This is a genomic window from Paraburkholderia sp. SECH2 (genome assembly GCF_030464795.1).
In the GTDB taxonomy this organism is placed as follows: Bacteria; Pseudomonadota; Gammaproteobacteria; order Burkholderiales; family Burkholderiaceae; genus Paraburkholderia; species Paraburkholderia aspalathi.
This window is the reverse complement of the sequence record NZ_JALPRH010000001.1, coordinates 592,410-609,751: the sequence shown is the minus strand read 5'-3', so window position 1 is coordinate 609,751 and position 17,342 is coordinate 592,410. Positions and strand designations below refer to the sequence as shown.

General features: G+C 56.3%; 20 protein-coding genes. 15 read left to right on the top strand and 5 right to left on the bottom strand.

Annotation, left to right across the window (positions count from 1 at the left end; translation table 11 throughout):
- Positions 1 to 242: 242 nt before the first annotated feature.
- On the bottom strand, positions 243 to 1,097 hold the full coding sequence (locus M0D66_RS02795) for a class II glutamine amidotransferase (protein ID WP_093636687.1): 855 nt from the start codon (positions 1,095 to 1,097) through the stop codon (positions 243 to 245).
- Positions 1,098 to 1,410: 313 nt separating this feature from the next.
- Here M0D66_RS02795 and M0D66_RS02790 point away from each other — a divergent pair, with 313 nt between their 5' ends.
- The 8 genes from M0D66_RS02790 (at position 1,411) to M0D66_RS02760 (ending at position 7,303) form a co-directional block, all read left to right on the top strand.
- Entirely contained in the window at positions 1,411 to 2,511 is a 1,101-nt protein-coding gene (locus M0D66_RS02790) for a porin (RefSeq protein WP_234475210.1), read from the top strand.
- A gap of 79 nt (positions 2,512 to 2,590) precedes the next feature.
- Positions 2,591 to 4,168, top strand: coding sequence for an ABC transporter substrate-binding protein (locus M0D66_RS02785; RefSeq protein WP_266208922.1), 1,578 nt, complete (start codon positions 2,591 to 2,593; stop codon positions 4,166 to 4,168).
- A 39-nt stretch (positions 4,169 to 4,207) separates the two neighbouring features.
- A complete protein-coding gene (locus M0D66_RS37925) occupies positions 4,208 to 4,462 on the top strand; it encodes a hypothetical protein (protein WP_367619533.1) in 255 nt (84 codons plus the stop codon).
- A 47-nt stretch (positions 4,463 to 4,509) separates the two neighbouring features.
- Entirely contained in the window at positions 4,510 to 5,259 is a 750-nt protein-coding gene (locus M0D66_RS02780) for a nicotinamidase (RefSeq protein ID WP_211708596.1), read from the top strand.
- A gap of 96 nt (positions 5,260 to 5,355) precedes the next feature.
- Positions 5,356 to 5,751 (top strand): nuclear transport factor 2 family protein, encoded by a 396-nt coding sequence (locus tag M0D66_RS02775; RefSeq protein WP_266208921.1) that lies wholly within the window; start codon positions 5,356 to 5,358, stop codon positions 5,749 to 5,751.
- A gap of 158 nt (positions 5,752 to 5,909) precedes the next feature.
- On the top strand, positions 5,910 to 6,320 hold the full coding sequence (locus M0D66_RS02770) for an ASCH domain-containing protein (protein WP_234487866.1): 411 nt from the start codon (positions 5,910 to 5,912) through the stop codon (positions 6,318 to 6,320).
- A 45-nt stretch (positions 6,321 to 6,365) separates the two neighbouring features.
- A complete protein-coding gene (locus M0D66_RS02765) occupies positions 6,366 to 6,962 on the top strand; it encodes an N-acetyltransferase (RefSeq protein WP_266208920.1) in 597 nt (198 codons plus the stop codon).
- 80 nt (positions 6,963 to 7,042) lie between these two features.
- Positions 7,043 to 7,303, top strand: coding sequence for a hypothetical protein (locus tag M0D66_RS02760; protein ID WP_266208919.1), 261 nt, complete (start codon positions 7,043 to 7,045; stop codon positions 7,301 to 7,303).
- A gap of 52 nt (positions 7,304 to 7,355) precedes the next feature.
- Here the strand turns inward: M0D66_RS02760 and M0D66_RS02755 are convergent, their stop codons facing one another.
- Entirely contained in the window at positions 7,356 to 7,865 is a 510-nt protein-coding gene (locus M0D66_RS02755; protein ID WP_200565110.1) for a dihydrofolate reductase, read from the bottom strand.
- A gap of 198 nt (positions 7,866 to 8,063) precedes the next feature.
- Between M0D66_RS02755 and M0D66_RS02750 the strand changes: the two genes are divergently transcribed.
- The 6 genes from M0D66_RS02750 (at position 8,064) to M0D66_RS02725 (ending at position 14,457) form a co-directional block, all read left to right on the top strand.
- Positions 8,064 to 8,552, top strand: coding sequence for a hypothetical protein (locus M0D66_RS02750; protein ID WP_143131728.1), 489 nt, complete (start codon positions 8,064 to 8,066; stop codon positions 8,550 to 8,552).
- Positions 8,553 to 8,678: 126 nt separating this feature from the next.
- Complete coding sequence (locus tag M0D66_RS02745) at positions 8,679 to 9,095, top strand: hypothetical protein (protein WP_256457078.1); 417 nt, start codon at positions 8,679 to 8,681, stop codon at positions 9,093 to 9,095.
- 76 nt (positions 9,096 to 9,171) lie between these two features.
- A complete protein-coding gene (locus tag M0D66_RS02740) occupies positions 9,172 to 9,717 on the top strand; it encodes a hypothetical protein (protein WP_266208918.1) in 546 nt (181 codons plus the stop codon).
- Between the two features lie 142 nt (positions 9,718 to 9,859).
- On the top strand, positions 9,860 to 10,390 hold the full coding sequence (locus M0D66_RS02735; protein WP_093636711.1) for a GNAT family N-acetyltransferase: 531 nt from the start codon (positions 9,860 to 9,862) through the stop codon (positions 10,388 to 10,390).
- A gap of 273 nt (positions 10,391 to 10,663) precedes the next feature.
- Positions 10,664 to 11,890: a hypothetical protein gene (locus M0D66_RS02730; RefSeq protein WP_093636715.1), complete on the top strand. Its 1,227-nt coding sequence runs from the start codon at positions 10,664 to 10,666 to the stop codon at positions 11,888 to 11,890.
- Between the two features lie 17 nt (positions 11,891 to 11,907).
- A complete protein-coding gene (locus tag M0D66_RS02725) occupies positions 11,908 to 14,457 on the top strand; it encodes a hybrid sensor histidine kinase/response regulator (RefSeq protein ID WP_266209131.1) in 2,550 nt (849 codons plus the stop codon).
- Positions 14,458 to 14,478: 21 nt separating this feature from the next.
- Here the strand turns inward: M0D66_RS02725 and M0D66_RS02720 are convergent, their stop codons facing one another.
- Together M0D66_RS02720 and M0D66_RS02715 are read right to left on the bottom strand one after the other, a co-directional pair.
- Positions 14,479 to 15,609: a hybrid sensor histidine kinase/response regulator gene (locus tag M0D66_RS02720; RefSeq protein ID WP_093636721.1), complete on the bottom strand. Its 1,131-nt coding sequence runs from the start codon at positions 15,607 to 15,609 to the stop codon at positions 14,479 to 14,481.
- A 23-nt stretch (positions 15,610 to 15,632) separates the two neighbouring features.
- On the bottom strand, positions 15,633 to 16,100 hold the full coding sequence (locus tag M0D66_RS02715) for an NUDIX hydrolase (protein ID WP_200652928.1): 468 nt from the start codon (positions 16,098 to 16,100) through the stop codon (positions 15,633 to 15,635).
- Between the two features lie 199 nt (positions 16,101 to 16,299).
- Between M0D66_RS02715 and M0D66_RS02710 the strand changes: the two genes are divergently transcribed.
- Positions 16,300 to 16,656, top strand: a complete 357-nt coding sequence (locus tag M0D66_RS02710) for a hypothetical protein (protein WP_266208917.1) — start codon at positions 16,300 to 16,302, stop codon at positions 16,654 to 16,656.
- Between the two features lie 298 nt (positions 16,657 to 16,954).
- Here the strand turns inward: M0D66_RS02710 and M0D66_RS02705 are convergent, their stop codons facing one another.
- Positions 16,955 to 17,341 (bottom strand): BON domain-containing protein, encoded by a 387-nt coding sequence (locus tag M0D66_RS02705; protein WP_266208916.1) that lies wholly within the window; start codon positions 17,339 to 17,341, stop codon positions 16,955 to 16,957.
- Between the last annotated feature and the right edge of the window lies 1 nt (position 17,342).

Here is a 17,342-nt window from a genome sequence, read left to right as displayed (position 1 = left end):
AATCGAGTTATCGGGACCATCGCGCGAGACTTGATGTTTTGTAAGTGCGCGAAAGGAAGCCAGCCGTGCTTGTCCAGAGCAATAGAGTGATAGAAGAGCTTATACCCAAAAATAAGGCGCCTGTCCCAGCCAATGTCACCTTCGTGTTCCTGGCGTCTCGATCAAGAATCCCTTGCGTTAGTCGAAGGTGGTCGGCGCGACGCTGAAGTGCTGGTCGACAGCTTCCAGGGCGCAACGCCAAATCATCCCATCGAGACAACCGGTGTGCCCGATGTCTCGGAAGGTGCATATCGCGCGGTAGCAAGTACCTGAGGCGGCACAGGGACGTGTGCGCGTCTGACCAGGGATCCTGCGCGAAACATGAGCAGATCGCCCGGCTGGCACGTGGTCCATGCTTCATCGGTGAGTGGTGTCGTCGCGATCACTGCCGTGCAGTCTTCCGAGGTCGCATAGGCGGAGAAGTCGACCGACATATCGGCATCGACGAGTCTCGCGCTTGAGAACGGCCAGCGACGCATCACGTAGGCCAGCCGCGTGGAGCAGTAGGCAAACTGCGACTGTCCGTTCGACAGCAGGAAGTTGAAAATTCCATAGTGGTTCAGGTTGCGAGTAATGTCCTCTACGACATTGAACAGCTCGTCCGGCGTGGTATCCCTATCGACGCCACGCTTGTGGATCACATTCATGATCGTGCAAAAGGCCGTTTCGCTATCGGTTGTTCCCACCGGCGCGTAAGGACCGGACACCCACCAGTTTCGCTCCCGCAGGTCACCGTTATGTGCGAACACCCATTGCTGTCCGTTATGTTCGCGCATGAAGGGATGGCAATTCTCGGCGCTGGCGCCACCTTGCGTCGCTTTCCGGATGTGCGCGATGACATTGCGCGATTTGATCGGATAACGCTTCACAAATTCAGCCATGGGCGAACGGCAAGCAGGTTTGTCGTCGATGAATAAGCGGCATGCCCGCTCCTCATAAAACGCGATTCCCCATCCATCCACATGGTGATCGGTCAGACCGCCTCGCGCCGCAAATCCCGTGAATGAAAAGGTCACATCGGTCGGCTCAGCACAACTGAGAGCAAGGAGTTGGCACATGGGTAAAGTTATGTAATGGGCGGTAAGAATTAACTATTGCATTCGAAACGATAAACGAATGCTACCTTTCCTAATTAGTCTTCAAAATAGAACGTTATTTCAAATTGATCTATTTGAACGAAGGGTTTTAGTTTTTTCTTCTCCCGGCCCCGCGATACAGTGATTCCCGTTCCCCGATGGACGGGAATGCAGCTCCGAACCCGGTGTGCAGCGCATTGCGGCATCACGCGGGTTCCGGTCTGGCTTCTATGGGATCCACACAAAAATATCGCACATGAAATCAAGATTCTTTTTCGGGTTTGGAGTTTTAGGGATGACTGCGATGCTGGCAACATCGGCGGCGCGAGCGGACAACAGCGTGACGCTCTATGGGCGGATGGACAACGGGGTGAGCTATATAACGGACACGGGTGGGCAACACCAATACAAGATGGACAGCGGTGTTGTGTACAGCAACTACTGGGGGCTGCGCGGCACGGAAGATCTTGGTGGCGGCACACAGGCCGTATTCGACCTTCGCTCAGGCTTTCGTGTGACCGATGGTAGTTCGAAGCCCAGCAGCGGCTATATGTTCGGCAAAACTGCACTGGTGGGACTGAGCAACTGGCTCGGCACGCTGACGCTCGGCAGGCAATACGACTTCATCAACGACTACACGTCTCGCTATAACATCAGTCAGGACGGCGACGGCTATGCGATTCACCTCGGCGACCTCGACCGCATGAGCGGCGACACAATGATCAACTCGGTCAAGTTCGCAAGCAAGAGTTTCAACGGTCTGAGCGCGGGCGCGATGTATTCGTTCAGCAATACGGCCGGCAGTTTCCATACAGGTTCAGCGTGGAGTGCCGGCGTGCTTTACACCGCGGGCGCGTTCAGTGCGGCAGCGGCATACTCGCAGCTGAACAGCACGACAATTGATCCGTACAACGCGCTCGGCCTGTCGTCGTTCCTGGGCACCACGACCGCCAGGGTCAGCAGTTCGACCGGCCAGCTCACGTCGCTGTATTCGAGCACCGGACTGACTGTGAGCCACCTCGATACGGGCGGGATCGGCGCAAGCTACAGCTTCGACAAGCTCACGATCAAGGCCAACACGACCCTGACCAAGATCACGTCGGCCGATGGCAATGTGTCGTCTTTCATGCACGTGTACGAAGCTGGCGGCGCGTATCAGCTCTCACCTGCGTTGGCGCTCCGTTCGGGCTACCAGTACACGACCTTCGAGCATCACCACTGGAACGAACTGTCGGTCGGTCTCTACGAGAGTCTGTCGAAGAGTACGCGGATCTACACGTCGGCGGGTTACCTCCGCGCATCGAGCGGCGTGAACGCGGTGATCGGCTATGCATTCACCCCGTCGAGCACGCAGACACAAGCCAACGTGCGCGTTGGTATCGCCCACAACTTCTGAACTTCTGAGTGACCCTGTGCTGGATCCCGGCCGTGGCACGCATGCCGCGGCCGGGATCAAGTCAAACGAGAAACATCCAATGAAACTGCGATTCGCCGCTATTGCGTTGCTCATGGTTTTACCGCTTGCGAGTGCCTTTGCGAAGCCGTTGGTCGTCTGCACCGAAGCCAGTCCGGAAGGATTCGACCCGGTGCGTTACAGCACGCTGACCATCACTAATGCGTCTGCCGACGTTATTTTCAACGGGCTCGTCACGTACGACGATGCCACCGGCACCGTGCAGCCAGCGCTCGCGCAGAGTTGGGACGTCAGTCAGGCCGGCGCGGTCTACACGTTCCATTTGCGTCCCAACGTCCATTTCCAGACGACCGATTACTTCAAACCGACCCGGACGTTCGATGCCGACGACGTAATCGCCACGTTCGACCGCATGCTGAATCCGGACAACGCATGGCGCAAGGCGTTGCCGACCGTGGTGATGCCGAACGTACAGTCGATGCAGATCACGAAGCTGATCAAGTCGGTCGACAAGGTCGACCCGCTGACGGTCCGCATCGTTCTCAATCATCCGGACGCCACCTTGCTGCCGATCCTGACGATGAGTTTCGCCTCGATCTATTCGAGCGAATATCTTGCGCAACTGCTGAAGACTAACGCGATCGCAGACCTGAACGCCAAGCCGGTATCGACGGGTCCGTTCGTTCTCAAGAGCTATCGTCCGGACGCGACGATCCGCTACACGGTGAACCCGGACTACTGGGGGCCGAAGCCCAAGGTCGATGGACTGATCTACGCGATTACGCCCGATCCGACCGTGCGAGCTCAACGGGTCAAGGCCGGCGAATGCGATATCGCTCTCGCGCCGAAGCCGGACGACATTGCATCGGCGCGCCGGGACCCGTCGTTGAAAGTACTCGACGTGCCCGGTTTCATGACGGCGTTCGTCGCGCTCAATACGCAGCGTCACGGTCTCGATAGTCAGGTGGTGCGCCGCGCGATCAATCTGGCCTTCGATCGCGATACGTACGTGAAGACGTTGTTCGGCACCAGCGCAGTTCCCGCGACGGATCCGTATCCCAGCAGCACGGAGGCGAAGACCGGCTATGCGTACGATCCGGCGCTCGCGAAAAAGCTGCTGGCCCAGGCGGGCATGGCGAATGGATTGAGCCTGACGATCTGGACCCGCTCGACCGGCAGCACGCTCAATCCGAATCCGAAGGTGGGCGCCGAACTGCTTCAGGCTGACCTCACCAAGGTCGGCATCGACGCACGGATCAAGACCCTGGAGTGGGGCGAGTTGCTTCACGAAATCAAGCAGGGGCAATATGACCTGCTGTTCATGGGATGGGCCGGCGACAACGGCGATCCGGATAACTTCCTGTCGCCGCTATTCTCATGTGACGCTGTGAAGGGCGGTACCAACTTCCAGCGTTACTGCGATGCGTCGCTGGATGCGTCGATCGCGAGCGGGAAAGCGACCAGCACCGCGTCGGTTCGCGCGCAGGACTACGACCGTGCCGTGAAGATCGCGCACGATCAGGCGCTCTGGATTCCGCTTGCGCATCCATTGGTGGCCGCGATCACGCGTCCGAACATTGATGGCTATCACGTCAGTCCGTTCGGCCGGGTGAACTTCGGAGCCGTGTCGATTCGGTAACAGCGTCCGGAAAACCTTCCCGTATCGCTCTTTCACCGAATGACGGTCGTGCAGTTGCACGACCGTTACTGGAGACTTGCGCGCGTTTTCTCTGCGCCACGCCATCCGTATACGCAAACCTTGATGGCCGCCGCGCCCAGGCTCGATTTTTCTGCCTCGCAGGAGTCGCGGCATCGAGATTGCTGGAATAGTCGGCAAATTCCCCGGACATCAAACCATTTAGCGAATTTTTGTGCGATTATTTATGCGGTGGCTTTCAGAAAGACAGGTGCCTCGAGACGTAGTCTGAAATAAATTTGGCGCCTCTATGATTGTGGCTTCAATCGAAAAGGGGATTCGCCGTGGGAGAAAACCGTCGTAGGGCACTCATCAAGTCGACCGCCGCGCTCGGTCTGTTTCATCTTTGTGGCCTTGGAAGCCTGAGCGCTTTGGCAGCGTCGGCTGCATCAGGCAAACACATCACGCCCGGCAGCAAATCCGCATTGATCGTCGTGGACGTGCAAAATTGTTTCATCGATGGCGGAACGCTGCCGGTGAAAGGCGGCGCCGAAGTCGTGCCACTTATCAACGAGTTGGCTGGCAAGTTCGAGAACATTGTCATTACGCAGGACTGGCACACGCCGGGACACGCGTCGTTCGCCAGTTCCCATCCTGGTAAGAAGCCGTTCGAGACGGCGCAGTTGTCGTACGGTACGCAGGTCTTGTGGCCGGATCATTGCGTGCAAGGCACTGACGACGCCGCGCTCGACAAGGACCTTAAACTGCCGACTGCGCAAGTCATCATACGCAAGGGCTTTCACAAGGACATGGACAGTTATTCCGCGTTTGAGGAAGCCGATCACAAGACAGAAACCGGCCTCTCGGGATATCTGAAGCAGCGGCATATCGACACCGTGTTTGTGACCGGACTGGCGACTGACTTCTGCGTTGCATGGACAGCAATGGACGCCCGCAAGGCAGGGTTCAAAGCTTATGTCATCGAAGACGCAACGCGTCCGATTGACCTCAACGGCTCACTTGCGGCTGCGCGAAAAAACATGGATCGCGTGGGCGTAAAGCGGATTCAGTCAAAGGATATCTTGTCGACGTGAGCGGGCGGCTCGGATCACTGCCGTGGATATCGACTGGCCGAACCGTTGAAGATCAATCTCCGAATTTCTTTTACTTTGGGCCAACACGGAAGATCTATGACAGCAGTTGTTGCTGATATCACGGCGCTGGTTCAGGAATTTTGGACACTGATGGCTTCAAACGACTTTGAGTCAGTACAGTCGGTGCTAAGTGAGCAGTTCATCCTGGAGTGGCCACAGTCGAACGAGCGCATCAGGGGCGCGACGCGCTTTGCACAAATGAACTCAGAGAATCCGGCGCAAGGACCGTGGCGCTTCACGGTGAACAGAATCGTCGCCAACACTACTCAGGAAGCGGTATCCGATGTGACCATTACCGATGGTGCCTTGACGGCGCGAGCCATATCATTCTTCTCAGTCGAGTCTGGAAAGATTACTAAAATTGTCGAATATTGGCCCGAGCCATATGCTGCGCCGGCCAATAGAGCGCATCTTGTTGAGCCCATCGACTAAGAAGCAGGATTTTCGGCTAGATCACCGGCGCGCCACGGTCAGATTCCACCGTTCGCCCCGCGCGCATCTCGACATACCGATTCGATCAGGTACCTGGAGACCTATCGGGAACTCCCCCCGTTATTTCGTGCGCAGCTTCAACTGTGATGTGATACGTGATGAACAGAAGAAAGCGACTGACCTTTTGGGGGGCTGACGAAAACGACGATAGTCTTCCGCGCGCCGTCATGGACGGGCGCAAGACGGTCACTGCCGACACGGTCGCAGATTATTACAAACCATACGGAGAATATGGCGACGGCAGCTACGCGCCGGGCGACATTATCGAAGTCTACGATTTGAAGAAGCGGCTTCGCTGCATCATTAGGGCAACAAAGGTATATACGATCGAATTCTGGAACATCCCGGAAGAAGTCTGGCGTGGCGAGACATTCTCCAGTGCGGAAGAATTTCGGGAGTGCCATATCAGGTGCATGCCACACGTAGACTTGCATGACCATTTCGAACTGGTGACGCTGCATTTCGAATTGGTCGAGGTCGTCGCGCGTGAAGTCATATCGACTTCTTGAAGTATCCTGGTGGATCAAACTCTATAACCGGTACTGAGGATAGCGATGCTTTCTGGAATGGAGCCAATACTGTTCGAAGTGGACGGCTATCGTGCCATCGAACTTGTTGATGACGACATCCCGATCATTCAAACATTTTTGGAGAACAATCCGGAATACTTCCTGTCGGCAGAAGGTTGTCCACCGACAGATAGTCAAGCCAAGGAGGAGTTCGAAAGTGAACTGCCGGAGGCATGGGCATTCACTAGCAAGTATGCGATTGGATTTGTCGACGCGAGTGAAGAGGTGACCGGGTTTGCCACGATCGTTTCGGACCTCTTCACCGGCGGTGTGTGGCATATAGGATTGTTGATCGTGTCAACTGACAAACACGGCCAAGGTGTAGCCCGTGACTTGTACGAAGGCCTTGAGCATTGGCTGAAGGCGTCAGGAGCGAAGTGGTTGCGCCTTGGCGTCATTGCCGGCAATACGCGCGCGGAACGCTTTTGGGAGCGGAATGGCTACCTTGAAACGCGCCGCCGGTATGGCGTCGTGATGAGAGATGCCATCCAGACCGTCCGGGTCATGGTCAAGCCGCTGGGCGAAGCCGGACTAGGCGAATATCTGAATCTTGTTAGTCGGGATCACCCCGACGCCTCGTAGTAAACGGTCGATGCCCAGATCGATGACAGTTGGCACCGAACATGATTATTTCTGCCCTTTCTCCAACGATGAGTACGTGCATGGATTCCATTCAATCTGCATCGTCGAGTCGAGCGCGCGGCGCTATGTTCTTTGCTGTCTTTGGCGCGGCATGGCTGACTTGGTGGTGTCTGGAGACTCACGGCGCAGCGGTCGGGATACTGGCGATGATCGCCGCTGGCGGTCTGGGGATTTTTTTATGGTCCCTCAAGATCGTGCTTCGACAGCGTAGCATTTCAAATGGGATCACTGGTAGCGCGGTGCGGGCATCATTCTATGGCTTAGTGCAATCGGCGCTTTAGTGTCGAGCGTTTGTGCCGTGCCACGTGGCTGAAAATGCACGACATCTAGCTCTCAATACAGATTGCCCTCGTGACCGGAGGTGCGGCGATAGGTAGAAAATGTATAACGTGGAGGGCCGCTGACGTCGACCTTTTCTGTGCAATGAAAGTCGGCAGGCAGATCTGGAAACCTGGTGTCGCCCGCCGGCTCCAAATCGATTTCTGTGAGGTAGACCGTATCCGCGTAAGGCAAAAACAGACGGTAAATCTGTTCGCCGCCCGCGATAAAAATCTCTTCACGCGGATCGTTCGCGATGATTTCGATCGCTTCTTGCAGCGTACTGCAAGTCGACGCTCGTTCGGCGGCGACAGCATGCTTGCCAATCACAAGCACATCGCGATTTGGCAGTGGTCTACCTATTGACTCGTATGTGCGTCGTCCCATCACGACCAGGTGCCCCTCGGTCAATTGACGAAACCGCTGCTGCTCTCCGGGCACTCTCCATGGAATGTCGTTAGCCGCACCGATCACCCGATTCGCGGCCATGGCCGCCACCATTGAAATTCGCTTTCCGCTCAACATTTGCCGTCTCGCTTTTCCGTTTACGGTCATATAACGTCAGCATGCAAATCACTGACAGGCTGTGATTTTCACTCACCTGCGGAACGCACAATCTCTCAAGATATTTTGCCGGGTGCCGTAAAGGATGATTAGGCGCGCTTGCGTTTTGAGCGCGACTGCGTGTGAATTCTAATCTGCACATACCCCTAATCAATAATTATGAAATTTAGCCAAACACTTATGCTGGGTGCATGCGCGCTCGCCATCACGGGTTGCGCGGCAACCTATCAGGAACCATCTCAAGCAGACGCTGCTACTATAGTTTTTCGCAAAACAGGCGATTTCACAGCACAAGCATTTATTTATGGAGGCGCGGCTGAATGTACCGAGCGGCATCATCTTCCCGTAATGGATGCTGAGAAGGAGATCGCGCGCAAAGTTACACCAAACGCGCCATTGTCTTTCTCCATGGTCTACACAAAGAATATGCTGGTGGTCGAGAAATTCTGCGTCGACACCCTTACGTTCACACCGGAAGCCACCCACCGCTATGTCGCTCTTCTCGCGGTGACCGACGGTCGCTGTCATATCGATCTGAACGACACAGGTACTCCGGCGGCGCCACTCGCTTCCCCGGCGCCGGTTCCCAGTACGGAACACACCTGGAAGCGCGCGATGAGTGAGCAAGGCCCTTTCTGTGGGTCATAGCCGTACTTTTTGTGGTCAACGAAGCAGCGCTTTCCGTATCGGTCGCTGATCGCTGTCGTCGGCGGACGTTGGGATTGACTAACGCCATGAATTTGCGCCTTTCGTGACGACATAGGAACCAACGAGATGAGCTATGACTTGATGGTATTCGCCCCTGAGGTTGCGCCCAAAGGGGAAGCTGCCTTTCTTGAATGGTACCGGGTACAGACCCGTTGGGGCGAAGGGCATTCGTATCATGATCCAGAGGTGTCTACTCCAAACCTGCGGGCCTGGTTCACGGAAATGATTCAGACGTATCCGTCGATGAACGGACCGCTTGCGCCGCAACCGCTACCCGAAGATGACCCGCGTCTTACAGACTACAGTGTTGGTCGGGAAATCATCTATGCGGCATTCGCGTGGTCTATCGCTGAGGATGCGTATAAAACAATGTTCACGCTCGCGGCAAGGCATAACGTTGGGTTCTTCAATGTTAGTTCTGACAAAGGCGAGGTATGGCGTCCAAACGGAGAGGGTGGACTGGTGCTTGAAAGCAGAAGATGACTGGTGCTTCCTCCGGTGTACAGCTATAGACGATCGCGTGCCGTCAAGCGTTTGCCGATAAGAAAATATAAGTCATATGGAAAACGATAAAACACCAGTGACCGAGTTTCCGTTGATCGGCCGATTCTGGCTTGGCGCGCTGGTAGGCGTCATTTGCACATGTGGGGCGGCGTATATGCTGATGCACGGAGGGAGGCCGTGGATCGGAAACTCGGGGTGGGCATGGCATGCGGCTGGCGTGAGTTACCGGACGCGCGAAGCCTTGTATGGGGTGTTTTTTGCAGTGATCGCCGTCGCCTGTTTCGGCTGGTGCTTTTTAGGGCCGTGGCTTGCGCGTCGAATTCTGGTGACAGCGCAGGGGCTAACCATCGTTGAGCCGCCTATCCTGTCAAAACCTCCGATGTTGATTCCGTATCCCGCGATTGGCAATCTGCGGCGTTACCAGCAGCCTTCGCTGACACGGCGCGGGAGCTATTCTTCCAAGGCGCGGGAGACGATCGGTTTCACGTTTCAGGGGCGGCCCTATGAATTTCAACGATACCGGTTTCGTAGTGATCGTGAGTTTGAGAGCTTCTGTCGGCTCATCACCGAGTGCGTGCGGTCAGTCACCCGTGCCGAGTGATACGACAAGAGTCAGCCGCAAATGAATGCGAGGTGCCTGTGCGAAACTCGGCCACAACCGGTCGTCGACACCTCCGCCCAGATCGCTCACAATCTCTTACGCGCGCGCCCACGGCGCAGTTCCGCATCCAAAAGAGCCTTAAATGACGGGAATATTCATCAGAACCGCAAATATCGACGATGCTCAAATGATCGCCGATTTTCATGTGAAGGTCTGGAGGCAGACCTACCAGGAGCTTGCGCCAGCGGAAGCATATGCCGTCCTCGACGAGCAATATCGTGGCAAGCAGTGGAAGGAAAAACTGTCCGCGAATGACAGCAGCCAGGTCGTGCTCATTGCTGAGATCGACGGTAGAACCGTTGGCATCGGAGCCGCCGGGAGGCCTTCAGAATCGATATTCGACGGTCGCGGCGAGATCAAATTCCTTTATGTCGATCCTGACTTCAAGCGCCGCGGCATCGGCCGCGAGTTGCTTGCACAACTTGCAACTCATTTGAGGAAAATGCACTACCAAGGAGCCGCTTTAAGCGTCGTCAAGGGAAACGAATCCGCGATCGCCTTTTACGAGACGCTAAATGGCCGGCCGGCAGGCGAGTACATCGATCCGGGACCGATGTGGCGATCGGAAAACATCGTCTTTGCGTGGGACGACGTTGCGAGTCTGATTGGTTGAGAGACGTCGTCAGAGTTCTCAAATGATGAGAAATCGACGGACTAACTTTCAATCAGAACTCCGATACGCCGACGCTTGTTGCTTCGAATCCACCCGCCGCCAGCCTCACCCCACCCCCAGCCGCAATTTCCGGTAAGTCCCGCAACTTTCGCGATGCGACCGAACAGACGGACACACCGCGCAGGATTTCTCTAGAGTTGAATGTCGGCAGTCAATCCTGACTGACGATGCTGCGCTGACTTTCCAGCGTAAGTTCAACCTAAGGGAACCCAAATGAGAACGTCTCCTCAACAGGAAATTACGATCGATTTCGATGAGCAGGCCAACTCCAGTCTGCACCCCAATAGTGCGCCTTTGACGCTCAAACACATCATTCACCCAGAAGAGATAAGGGACAACCTGTCAGCGGGCCAAGGTGGCATTGGGTTTCTGTTTCACGCTACGGACTGGGATACGCTTTCATTTTCATTTCATAATGTGAAACGCAGAAATGCGTCATTTGAAGAAGAGCTTTGGAAAGCAAAGCCTTTTATCGCATCGCCTATCTATTCGGGATCTCAGGTCATAGGGGCCAATATTGCGTGTCCAGTTCCTCTCGAGTTGTGGCTTGGAAGCCCGCGCGGTATCAAGCGGTTTCGGGAGACGCAATTTTTTCCGGCTCTGGAACTGGCAAGGCAAGCGGGATTGAGTATGGTGGCGATGGGCGCGTCCACGCCCTATGCCTGCAACTATGGCGCACTCCCCCGGCATACGAAGCCGCCCCACATCACCACGGGTCATGCCGCCACGGCCTCGATGCTGAAAGACTGGGCCATCCACTGCTGCAACGAACTTGATCTCGAATTCGGCAAGACGAAGCTCGCTCTATTCGGCGCCGCTGGGCGGCTCGGCGTCACGGCGGCTAAATACCTGCTTTACAAAGATGCACCGAAAGAGCTTGTTCTGATCGATTTGCCGGACAAGGTGAATCTGCTCAAGGAGCAAGCAAAAGAACTGCTGGCAACTGATCTGCTGGGACGAACCCGGATTTCGGTACACACCTTCAGTCCGGACACGCCGTTGCCGCAGTTCGATGGCGCAATCCTCGTCAGCAGTACCAGCGTTCCCTACCTCACGTCTTCTGACCTCAAACGGGCGCAGTTCTGGATCGATGATTCTCATCCCAGGGCAGCGAGCGTCGAGGCTGAACTCGCGTCGCGGGCCCACACGCTATATATTGAGTGTTTCGCCCGTGGCCCTGCCGGACTCAACACCGTGTTTCCGTTCAGACTGCCGACCACCCGCGATTGCTATACCTGTTTCGCCGAAGGCTACGCAGCCTGGCAGGAAGGCATTGCTTCCGATTTCATCATCGGCAGCCCTCCTGTGTGGTCCGTTTCATATACTCACGGTCTTCTGAAGAAGTACGGGTTTTCGGTCGGACCTTTTCACGGTAAAGACGGTTCGGCGATCATCCAGAGTACCCAGCGTCGTGGCAAACACGAACTGATAGGGTCGTGAACGTCATTGGAGGCCAGATGGTGATGCCGCGCGAGAGCATGCGGGATTTGCTGGAACGAAGCCGGCTTGCAATTCGATGGGGAGGCATACTTGGCCTCCTGTGCCACCCCATTTACTACGTCGTCTGGACCTATGTCCTGCCGCAGCCGTACGACAACCTTTTCCTCCGGTTGAGTGCGGCTGTCATCTGCATTCCCTTGATCTTTCAGGCGCGTTGGCCGAGGCGATTTAACAATTACCTGCTGATCTACTGGCATTGCTGCCTGATCTACGTATTGCCATTCGTTTGTACTTTCCTCGCGATCAGAAATTCATTCTCCACTATGTGGATGATGACCGAGGTCATGATGCTTTTCATCATGGCGCTGTGTATCGACAACCCGCTTTTGCTGATGGGCTGCATAGGCATCGGCATTCTTTCCGGTTCGCTGGCTGCGGTGGTCAGCTCACCGGCTCCGATCGTTCTAAGCGCGGCCAACCGGTCGGATCTCGCCGTGCTGCCCGTCGTGGTCTTGTGCAGCATGGCTTTCAGCTATGCGATCAGCAAAGGGCGCATCTTTGTCGAAAGAAATCGAGCATTGCAGGCCCTTGCGGGCTCGATCGCCCATGAAATGCGTAACCCCCTCAGCCAGCTGAAGCACGTTCTGGATCGCGTGGAAGATGCGCTGCCTGCGAGGACTGAATCCACTCCGTCGCCGGCGTTGTCGCAGGACGGGGCGGCGTTGCTTTATCGTCATCTCGCCCACGGACAACTGTCGATTGAGCGAGGCCTGCGTATCATCGCGATGACACTGGACGAAGTCAGCGCCAAACCCATCCGCTCCGACTATCTGACCTATCTGAGCGCGGCGAGTACCACACGCAAAGCGCTGGACGAATACGGTTTCAGCGATCAGAAGGAGCGCAGCAAAGTCAGACTCGTGGTGCTGGAGGATTTCACCTTCAAGGTCGACGAAACCGTCTATCTGTTCACACTGTTCAATCTGATCAAGAACGCGCTCCATCACATTGCCGCGCATCCTCTAGCGACGCTCACACTCACGGTCGAGCGGCAAACGGTGATCGTTCACGACACAGGCCCGGGTATTGCGCCCGAGATTCTGCCGCATCTGTTCGAGCCTTTCCGCACTGCTGGCAATTCGGCGGGTACTGGGCTCGGGCTCGCGTACTGCCAGCGCGCGATGCGCGCCTTCGGCGGCACTATCGCCTGCCGGTCCGAAGTCGGAAAATTTACGCAGTTCACGCTGCAATTTCCGGTCGTTTCTGAAAGCGAAGTCGCGAGCCATGAGCAGAAGATTCTCGACCACGCTACGCCATTTTTCAGGGAGAAACGCATTCTTGTCGTGGACGACGATGCCGGTCAGCGGGCGAGAACCCGTCGTGCGCTGTCGAAGGTCGGCGCGGACGTGAGCGAAGCCGCAGACGGCGAGACGGCGCTGAACATGCTTCGACAGGCAACGCCGTGGGACCTTGTGCTGATGGACATCAACATGCCGGGTCTGGACGGCTACACGACCACCGAGAAAATCCGCGCTGGCCGTCAAGAACCTAACTGGAATGTCCTGATCGTCGCTTATACGGCAGAGCCAAGCAATGTGGCGCGCGTCCTTGCACGGCAAGCCGGTATGGACGGACTCATCAGCAAATCCTGCGGGGTGGTGGAATTGGTTGGCACTTTGCAGACGATCTTCGAAAACGGCAAGCAGCATCATTCGAAACAGAGCTTCGACGGGTTCGCCGGCAAAACGATCCTGGTGGCGGACGACGACACCTACAGCGGGCTGGTTGCCAAAAGTTATCTGGAGCGATGCGGCGCGAGCGTCGTCGAGGCCGAACATGGGCTGGCTGTGCTGGCGAGGCTGCAGGAAGACGACACTATCGATGCCATCGTGATGGACCTGAATATGCCAGGAATGGGCGGCGTGGAAACGACCACGTTGATTCGCGCCCGTACCGATGCGTATGCCCACGTACCGATCATTGCCTTGACCAGCCAATCCGATATGGAAGCCGTACAGGCATGTCTCGCTGCAGGCATGAACGAGGTCATGATAAAACCCGTACAGGTCGGTTCCCTGTATGCCTCCCTCGCAAGACAGTTTGCCCAGCAACGAACCTTGCATGCGCCGGCGAAGGCAGATTTATCTCAAACATTGGCCAGCCCAATCGGCAAGCCCGCCGCTGTCGCGGAAGGCGATCTGCTTGACAAGAAACACCTCGAAGAGCTTATGGCGCTTGATTTGCTGGATCAGTCGTTCCTCAACGGCATCGAGCAGATTCGCGTGCTTATGGCGCAACTTACTATCAGTGTGACGGCTCGTGACCTTCCATCGGCGCGCGGCGTATTACACCTCCTTCTTGGCGTCAGCGGCAATATCGGAGCAAAGGGGCTGCACCAATTCACGAGGCAGATTTATCCGCGAGTGGTAGAAGGCGCATGGCCTTCGGAGGCTGACTGGCTTGCGCGGATTTGCGTGTTGGGTGAGCGTTCAGCTAACGCGCTGGAGACGTATTTCGATTCGGCCAAAGCACGTCGCGATCATCGGGACGTGCTCAGCGATGGGTAACCGCCTGACGGCTACCCGGTGTCAGTGATGCGCATTCATTTGATTTCTGAAACTGGGAAACCCCATCGTCACGGTCGTGCCCACACCCAGGGTGGATTCGATACGGAGGCACCCACCGAGAGACTGCATGATGCGGTTGCAAAAGATCATGCCCATACCGTGCCCGCCGGATCCTGCGTAAGTCGTGACGGGGTCCAGCAACAGACGCGCTTTTATCTCCGGTGCAATCCCCGGACCGTTGTCGTGAATACGGATCTCAGGTTCGGGGGTGTCCACGACTTCGAGGCGCAACGAAGGCGAGGGCGTACCGTCGAGCGCACGCAACGCGTTGGATAACAGCGAAGAGATGACGAGCGCCACGCAATTGGGCATGGCGTGCACGGTAAAATCCCCTTGCACGTCGACCTGTATCCAGTCGCGCTGCGAGGCGGCAAACGGATAGGTATCGAGCAAGGTAGCGATCAATCGCGTCGCGCGGATCTCGTGGGTTCCAATGCCCGACGCGGCCTGTTGGCCTCCGTTCTTGTGCACCGCCGCCCAGAAGGACGAGATCAGCGTCAGGCAGTACTGTGCATTATTAAGCATTGACGCTGCCGCCTGGCCGATCGCCATTTGACGCTCCGGATCGTATTGCTCAGCAACGTCGGTTTCGACGCTGCGTGCAAAAAGGGAGATCGTTGCCAGCGGCGTGTTCAGCTCGTGGGCGAGGAAAGCAAGCGTCTCATCCATCGCCAACAGGCGCTGTTGACGCGCTTCCCGCTCAGCGTAGCGTGCGGTTGCCAGTTGCAGAACTTCGCGCACCGTTTCGGCCCGAAGCGGCTTTTCGAGGATTCGGAATACGTCACCGGTATTGACTGTCTGCAACAGCATGTCTTTATCAGCATACGCGGTGACAAGTATCCGCACGATTTGCGGATACTCCCGCGCCACCTGACGCAGCAGATCGTCTCCGTCGCGTTTTGGCATGCGGAAATCAGTGACCAGTACGGCAATCTCCGCTCCGTATTCACTTAGCATAGCCATCGCTTCGTCTACGCCTTGAGCGACATGCACACAGTATTCTTTACGGATCGCGCGTGCGAAGTGATTGCGCGACATCTCGTCGTCGTCGACGAAGAGAACGGAAAAAGGTGGCTGCATAGTGTCACTCATCGCGTTCCCAGCAAGTTTCGATGTTAAGCCGGCGGCGCAGCCGTGTCGGCGACATGGGCATACGGTTGGGCCACCAGTTTAATGCTCCCATCCGGTTTGCCGATGACAGCCGGCGGCATTTCGGCGCGATTTTCGTGCTTACAAAAAAGATCGACGATTTCCCGCGTCGGTATGCTTGCGACTAGCGTTGAAATTTTGGCCGGGTTGAACCACCGGCAACGCGAAATTTCGTTACGCGCTTCGGGGACCGCGTCCTGAGGAACATCGGCGCGGAAAACATGGTGGTGTTTGCTGAGGCCGCCAAACTGGAACAGGTACGTAAGTTCCACTCCAACTAGCGAAGTCTCTTCTTCCAGTTCGCGCAAGGCGGCGTCCTGCGGCGACTCGGATCTCCGGATCGTGCCACCTGGTAAAGACCACCGCGAGCGCGTGCGGGCAACGAGAAGGATTTTGCCATTCCGGACGCATACGACTGTCGATCTATCTTTCATGCTTTCCATGTAAGCATTGGCACTTCGTGACCAAGGGCCTAATTATGAATCACGCGTTGGGTGTTCAAACCGCCGAATAACCTGCGCTTTGATGGTCAGTGTTAGGGTTCAAGCGATGGTACAAAACCCTATCGGTTAATACCTCCAAAATACGCTAATCTAAAATAATAAGATCCGTTATAAAGGGGGCGAAAGCAAAATGAAAACCCGCTCGCCACTCACTATCTGTTTGCCGCTTGCGATATTTGTCACCGCATGCGTTCTGTCGCTTCCGACTCTCGTGATCGCCGTTGTCTGGATGACGATTGGTGTGATGGCGCTCGGCCATCGCAGCCTTGAAAGCTTCCCTGTGACTGGCATAAACCGCAGGTGGCTCCGGGGATACCGCGGGGCATGCCTGTGGTTCTGGCATCTGGCCTGGTGGCCCTGGTACATGCGTTCGTCTATCCAGGATGTCGCCGGACAGATCGGACACTCGCTGCATCGAACGCGGAAATCAGGGGATGAAGATCTGAAACGTTCGTCGGACCGGCGGTCAAATGGCGACCATGATTGACATTGGTAAACAAAAGGCAATCAAGACTCGGCGGGGCGTGCGTCAACGGTGTTGCTATCGAGGTTGCCGTGCGTACGACACCCACAGTAGCGAAGAAATTCAGTGCTTCCAGGGCGCGGGTTGGTTTCATTGGGCATAACCATCGGACGTTGCACGTCGCATTGGTCAGCAAGGCCCGTTCCTGGGGGATAGGTGTCGGCCGCGCGCGACCGACACATTGGGCGCCGCCACTGATGGGTGGAAGTTGGCGTGGCCAGTTGTCTTCGGCCTCGCCCACTCCGTTTCTGACTACGGCGGATTACATGCCGCCAAATGGCTTCTTCACCGTCAGCTTGTTGGTCACTGACGTCACGCCGGGAACGCCTCGAGCGATCGCCTCGACCTTGCTGATCTGGGTAGCTTCCGTGACCGTGCCATTCAGTGTCACCGCGCCGTCTTTCGCAATGACGCTGATGTCTCCGGCGTTGATCTCCTTGTATTTGCCGATGGCAGCATAAACCTTCCGGCGCAGGGCGCGATCCGCTTTCCTGCCCGTGGTTGCCACTGCGCCTGATCCCGCCGTCGTGGACGCACCTTGCGCGCTGGAAGGGCTACTGGCTGCTTCATCGGCATGGCACCACGTGGTCGCGGACATTGCAACGAACAATGCGGCGACAGCCAGCCCAAGAGTCTTGATTGTTTTCATG

Bases quoted from the DNA above. Each gene is read 5' to 3' on its own strand.
- M0D66_RS02795 (WP_093636687.1), bottom strand. From the start codon at position 1,097: ATGTGCCAACTCCTTGCTCTCAGTTGTGCTGAGCCGACCGATGTGACC.
- M0D66_RS02790 (WP_234475210.1), top strand. From the start codon at position 1,411: ATGACTGCGATGCTGGCAACATCGGCGGCGCGAGCGGACAACAGCGTG.
- M0D66_RS02785 (WP_266208922.1), top strand. From the start codon at position 2,591: ATGAAACTGCGATTCGCCGCTATTGCGTTGCTCATGGTTTTACCGCTT.
- M0D66_RS37925 (WP_367619533.1), top strand. From the start codon at position 4,208: ATGACGGTCGTGCAGTTGCACGACCGTTACTGGAGACTTGCGCGCGTT.
- M0D66_RS02775 (WP_266208921.1), top strand. From the start codon at position 5,356: ATGACAGCAGTTGTTGCTGATATCACGGCGCTGGTTCAGGAATTTTGG.
- M0D66_RS02770 (WP_234487866.1), top strand. From the start codon at position 5,910: ATGAACAGAAGAAAGCGACTGACCTTTTGGGGGGCTGACGAAAACGAC.
- M0D66_RS02765 (WP_266208920.1), top strand. From the start codon at position 6,366: ATGCTTTCTGGAATGGAGCCAATACTGTTCGAAGTGGACGGCTATCGT.
- M0D66_RS02760 (WP_266208919.1), top strand. From the start codon at position 7,043: ATGGATTCCATTCAATCTGCATCGTCGAGTCGAGCGCGCGGCGCTATG.
- M0D66_RS02755 (WP_200565110.1), bottom strand. From the start codon at position 7,865: ATGTTGAGCGGAAAGCGAATTTCAATGGTGGCGGCCATGGCCGCGAAT.
- M0D66_RS02750 (WP_143131728.1), top strand. From the start codon at position 8,064: ATGAAATTTAGCCAAACACTTATGCTGGGTGCATGCGCGCTCGCCATC.
- M0D66_RS02745 (WP_256457078.1), top strand. From the start codon at position 8,679: ATGAGCTATGACTTGATGGTATTCGCCCCTGAGGTTGCGCCCAAAGGG.
- M0D66_RS02740 (WP_266208918.1), top strand. From the start codon at position 9,172: ATGGAAAACGATAAAACACCAGTGACCGAGTTTCCGTTGATCGGCCGA.
- M0D66_RS02735 (WP_093636711.1), top strand. From the start codon at position 9,860: ATGACGGGAATATTCATCAGAACCGCAAATATCGACGATGCTCAAATG.
- M0D66_RS02730 (WP_093636715.1), top strand. From the start codon at position 10,664: ATGAGAACGTCTCCTCAACAGGAAATTACGATCGATTTCGATGAGCAG.
- M0D66_RS02725 (WP_266209131.1), top strand. From the start codon at position 11,908: ATGGTGATGCCGCGCGAGAGCATGCGGGATTTGCTGGAACGAAGCCGG.
- M0D66_RS02720 (WP_093636721.1), bottom strand. From the start codon at position 15,609: ATGAGTGACACTATGCAGCCACCTTTTTCCGTTCTCTTCGTCGACGAC.
- M0D66_RS02715 (WP_200652928.1), bottom strand. From the start codon at position 16,100: ATGAAAGATAGATCGACAGTCGTATGCGTCCGGAATGGCAAAATCCTT.
- M0D66_RS02710 (WP_266208917.1), top strand. From the start codon at position 16,300: ATGAAAACCCGCTCGCCACTCACTATCTGTTTGCCGCTTGCGATATTT.
- M0D66_RS02705 (WP_266208916.1), bottom strand. From the start codon at position 17,341: ATGAAAACAATCAAGACTCTTGGGCTGGCTGTCGCCGCATTGTTCGTT.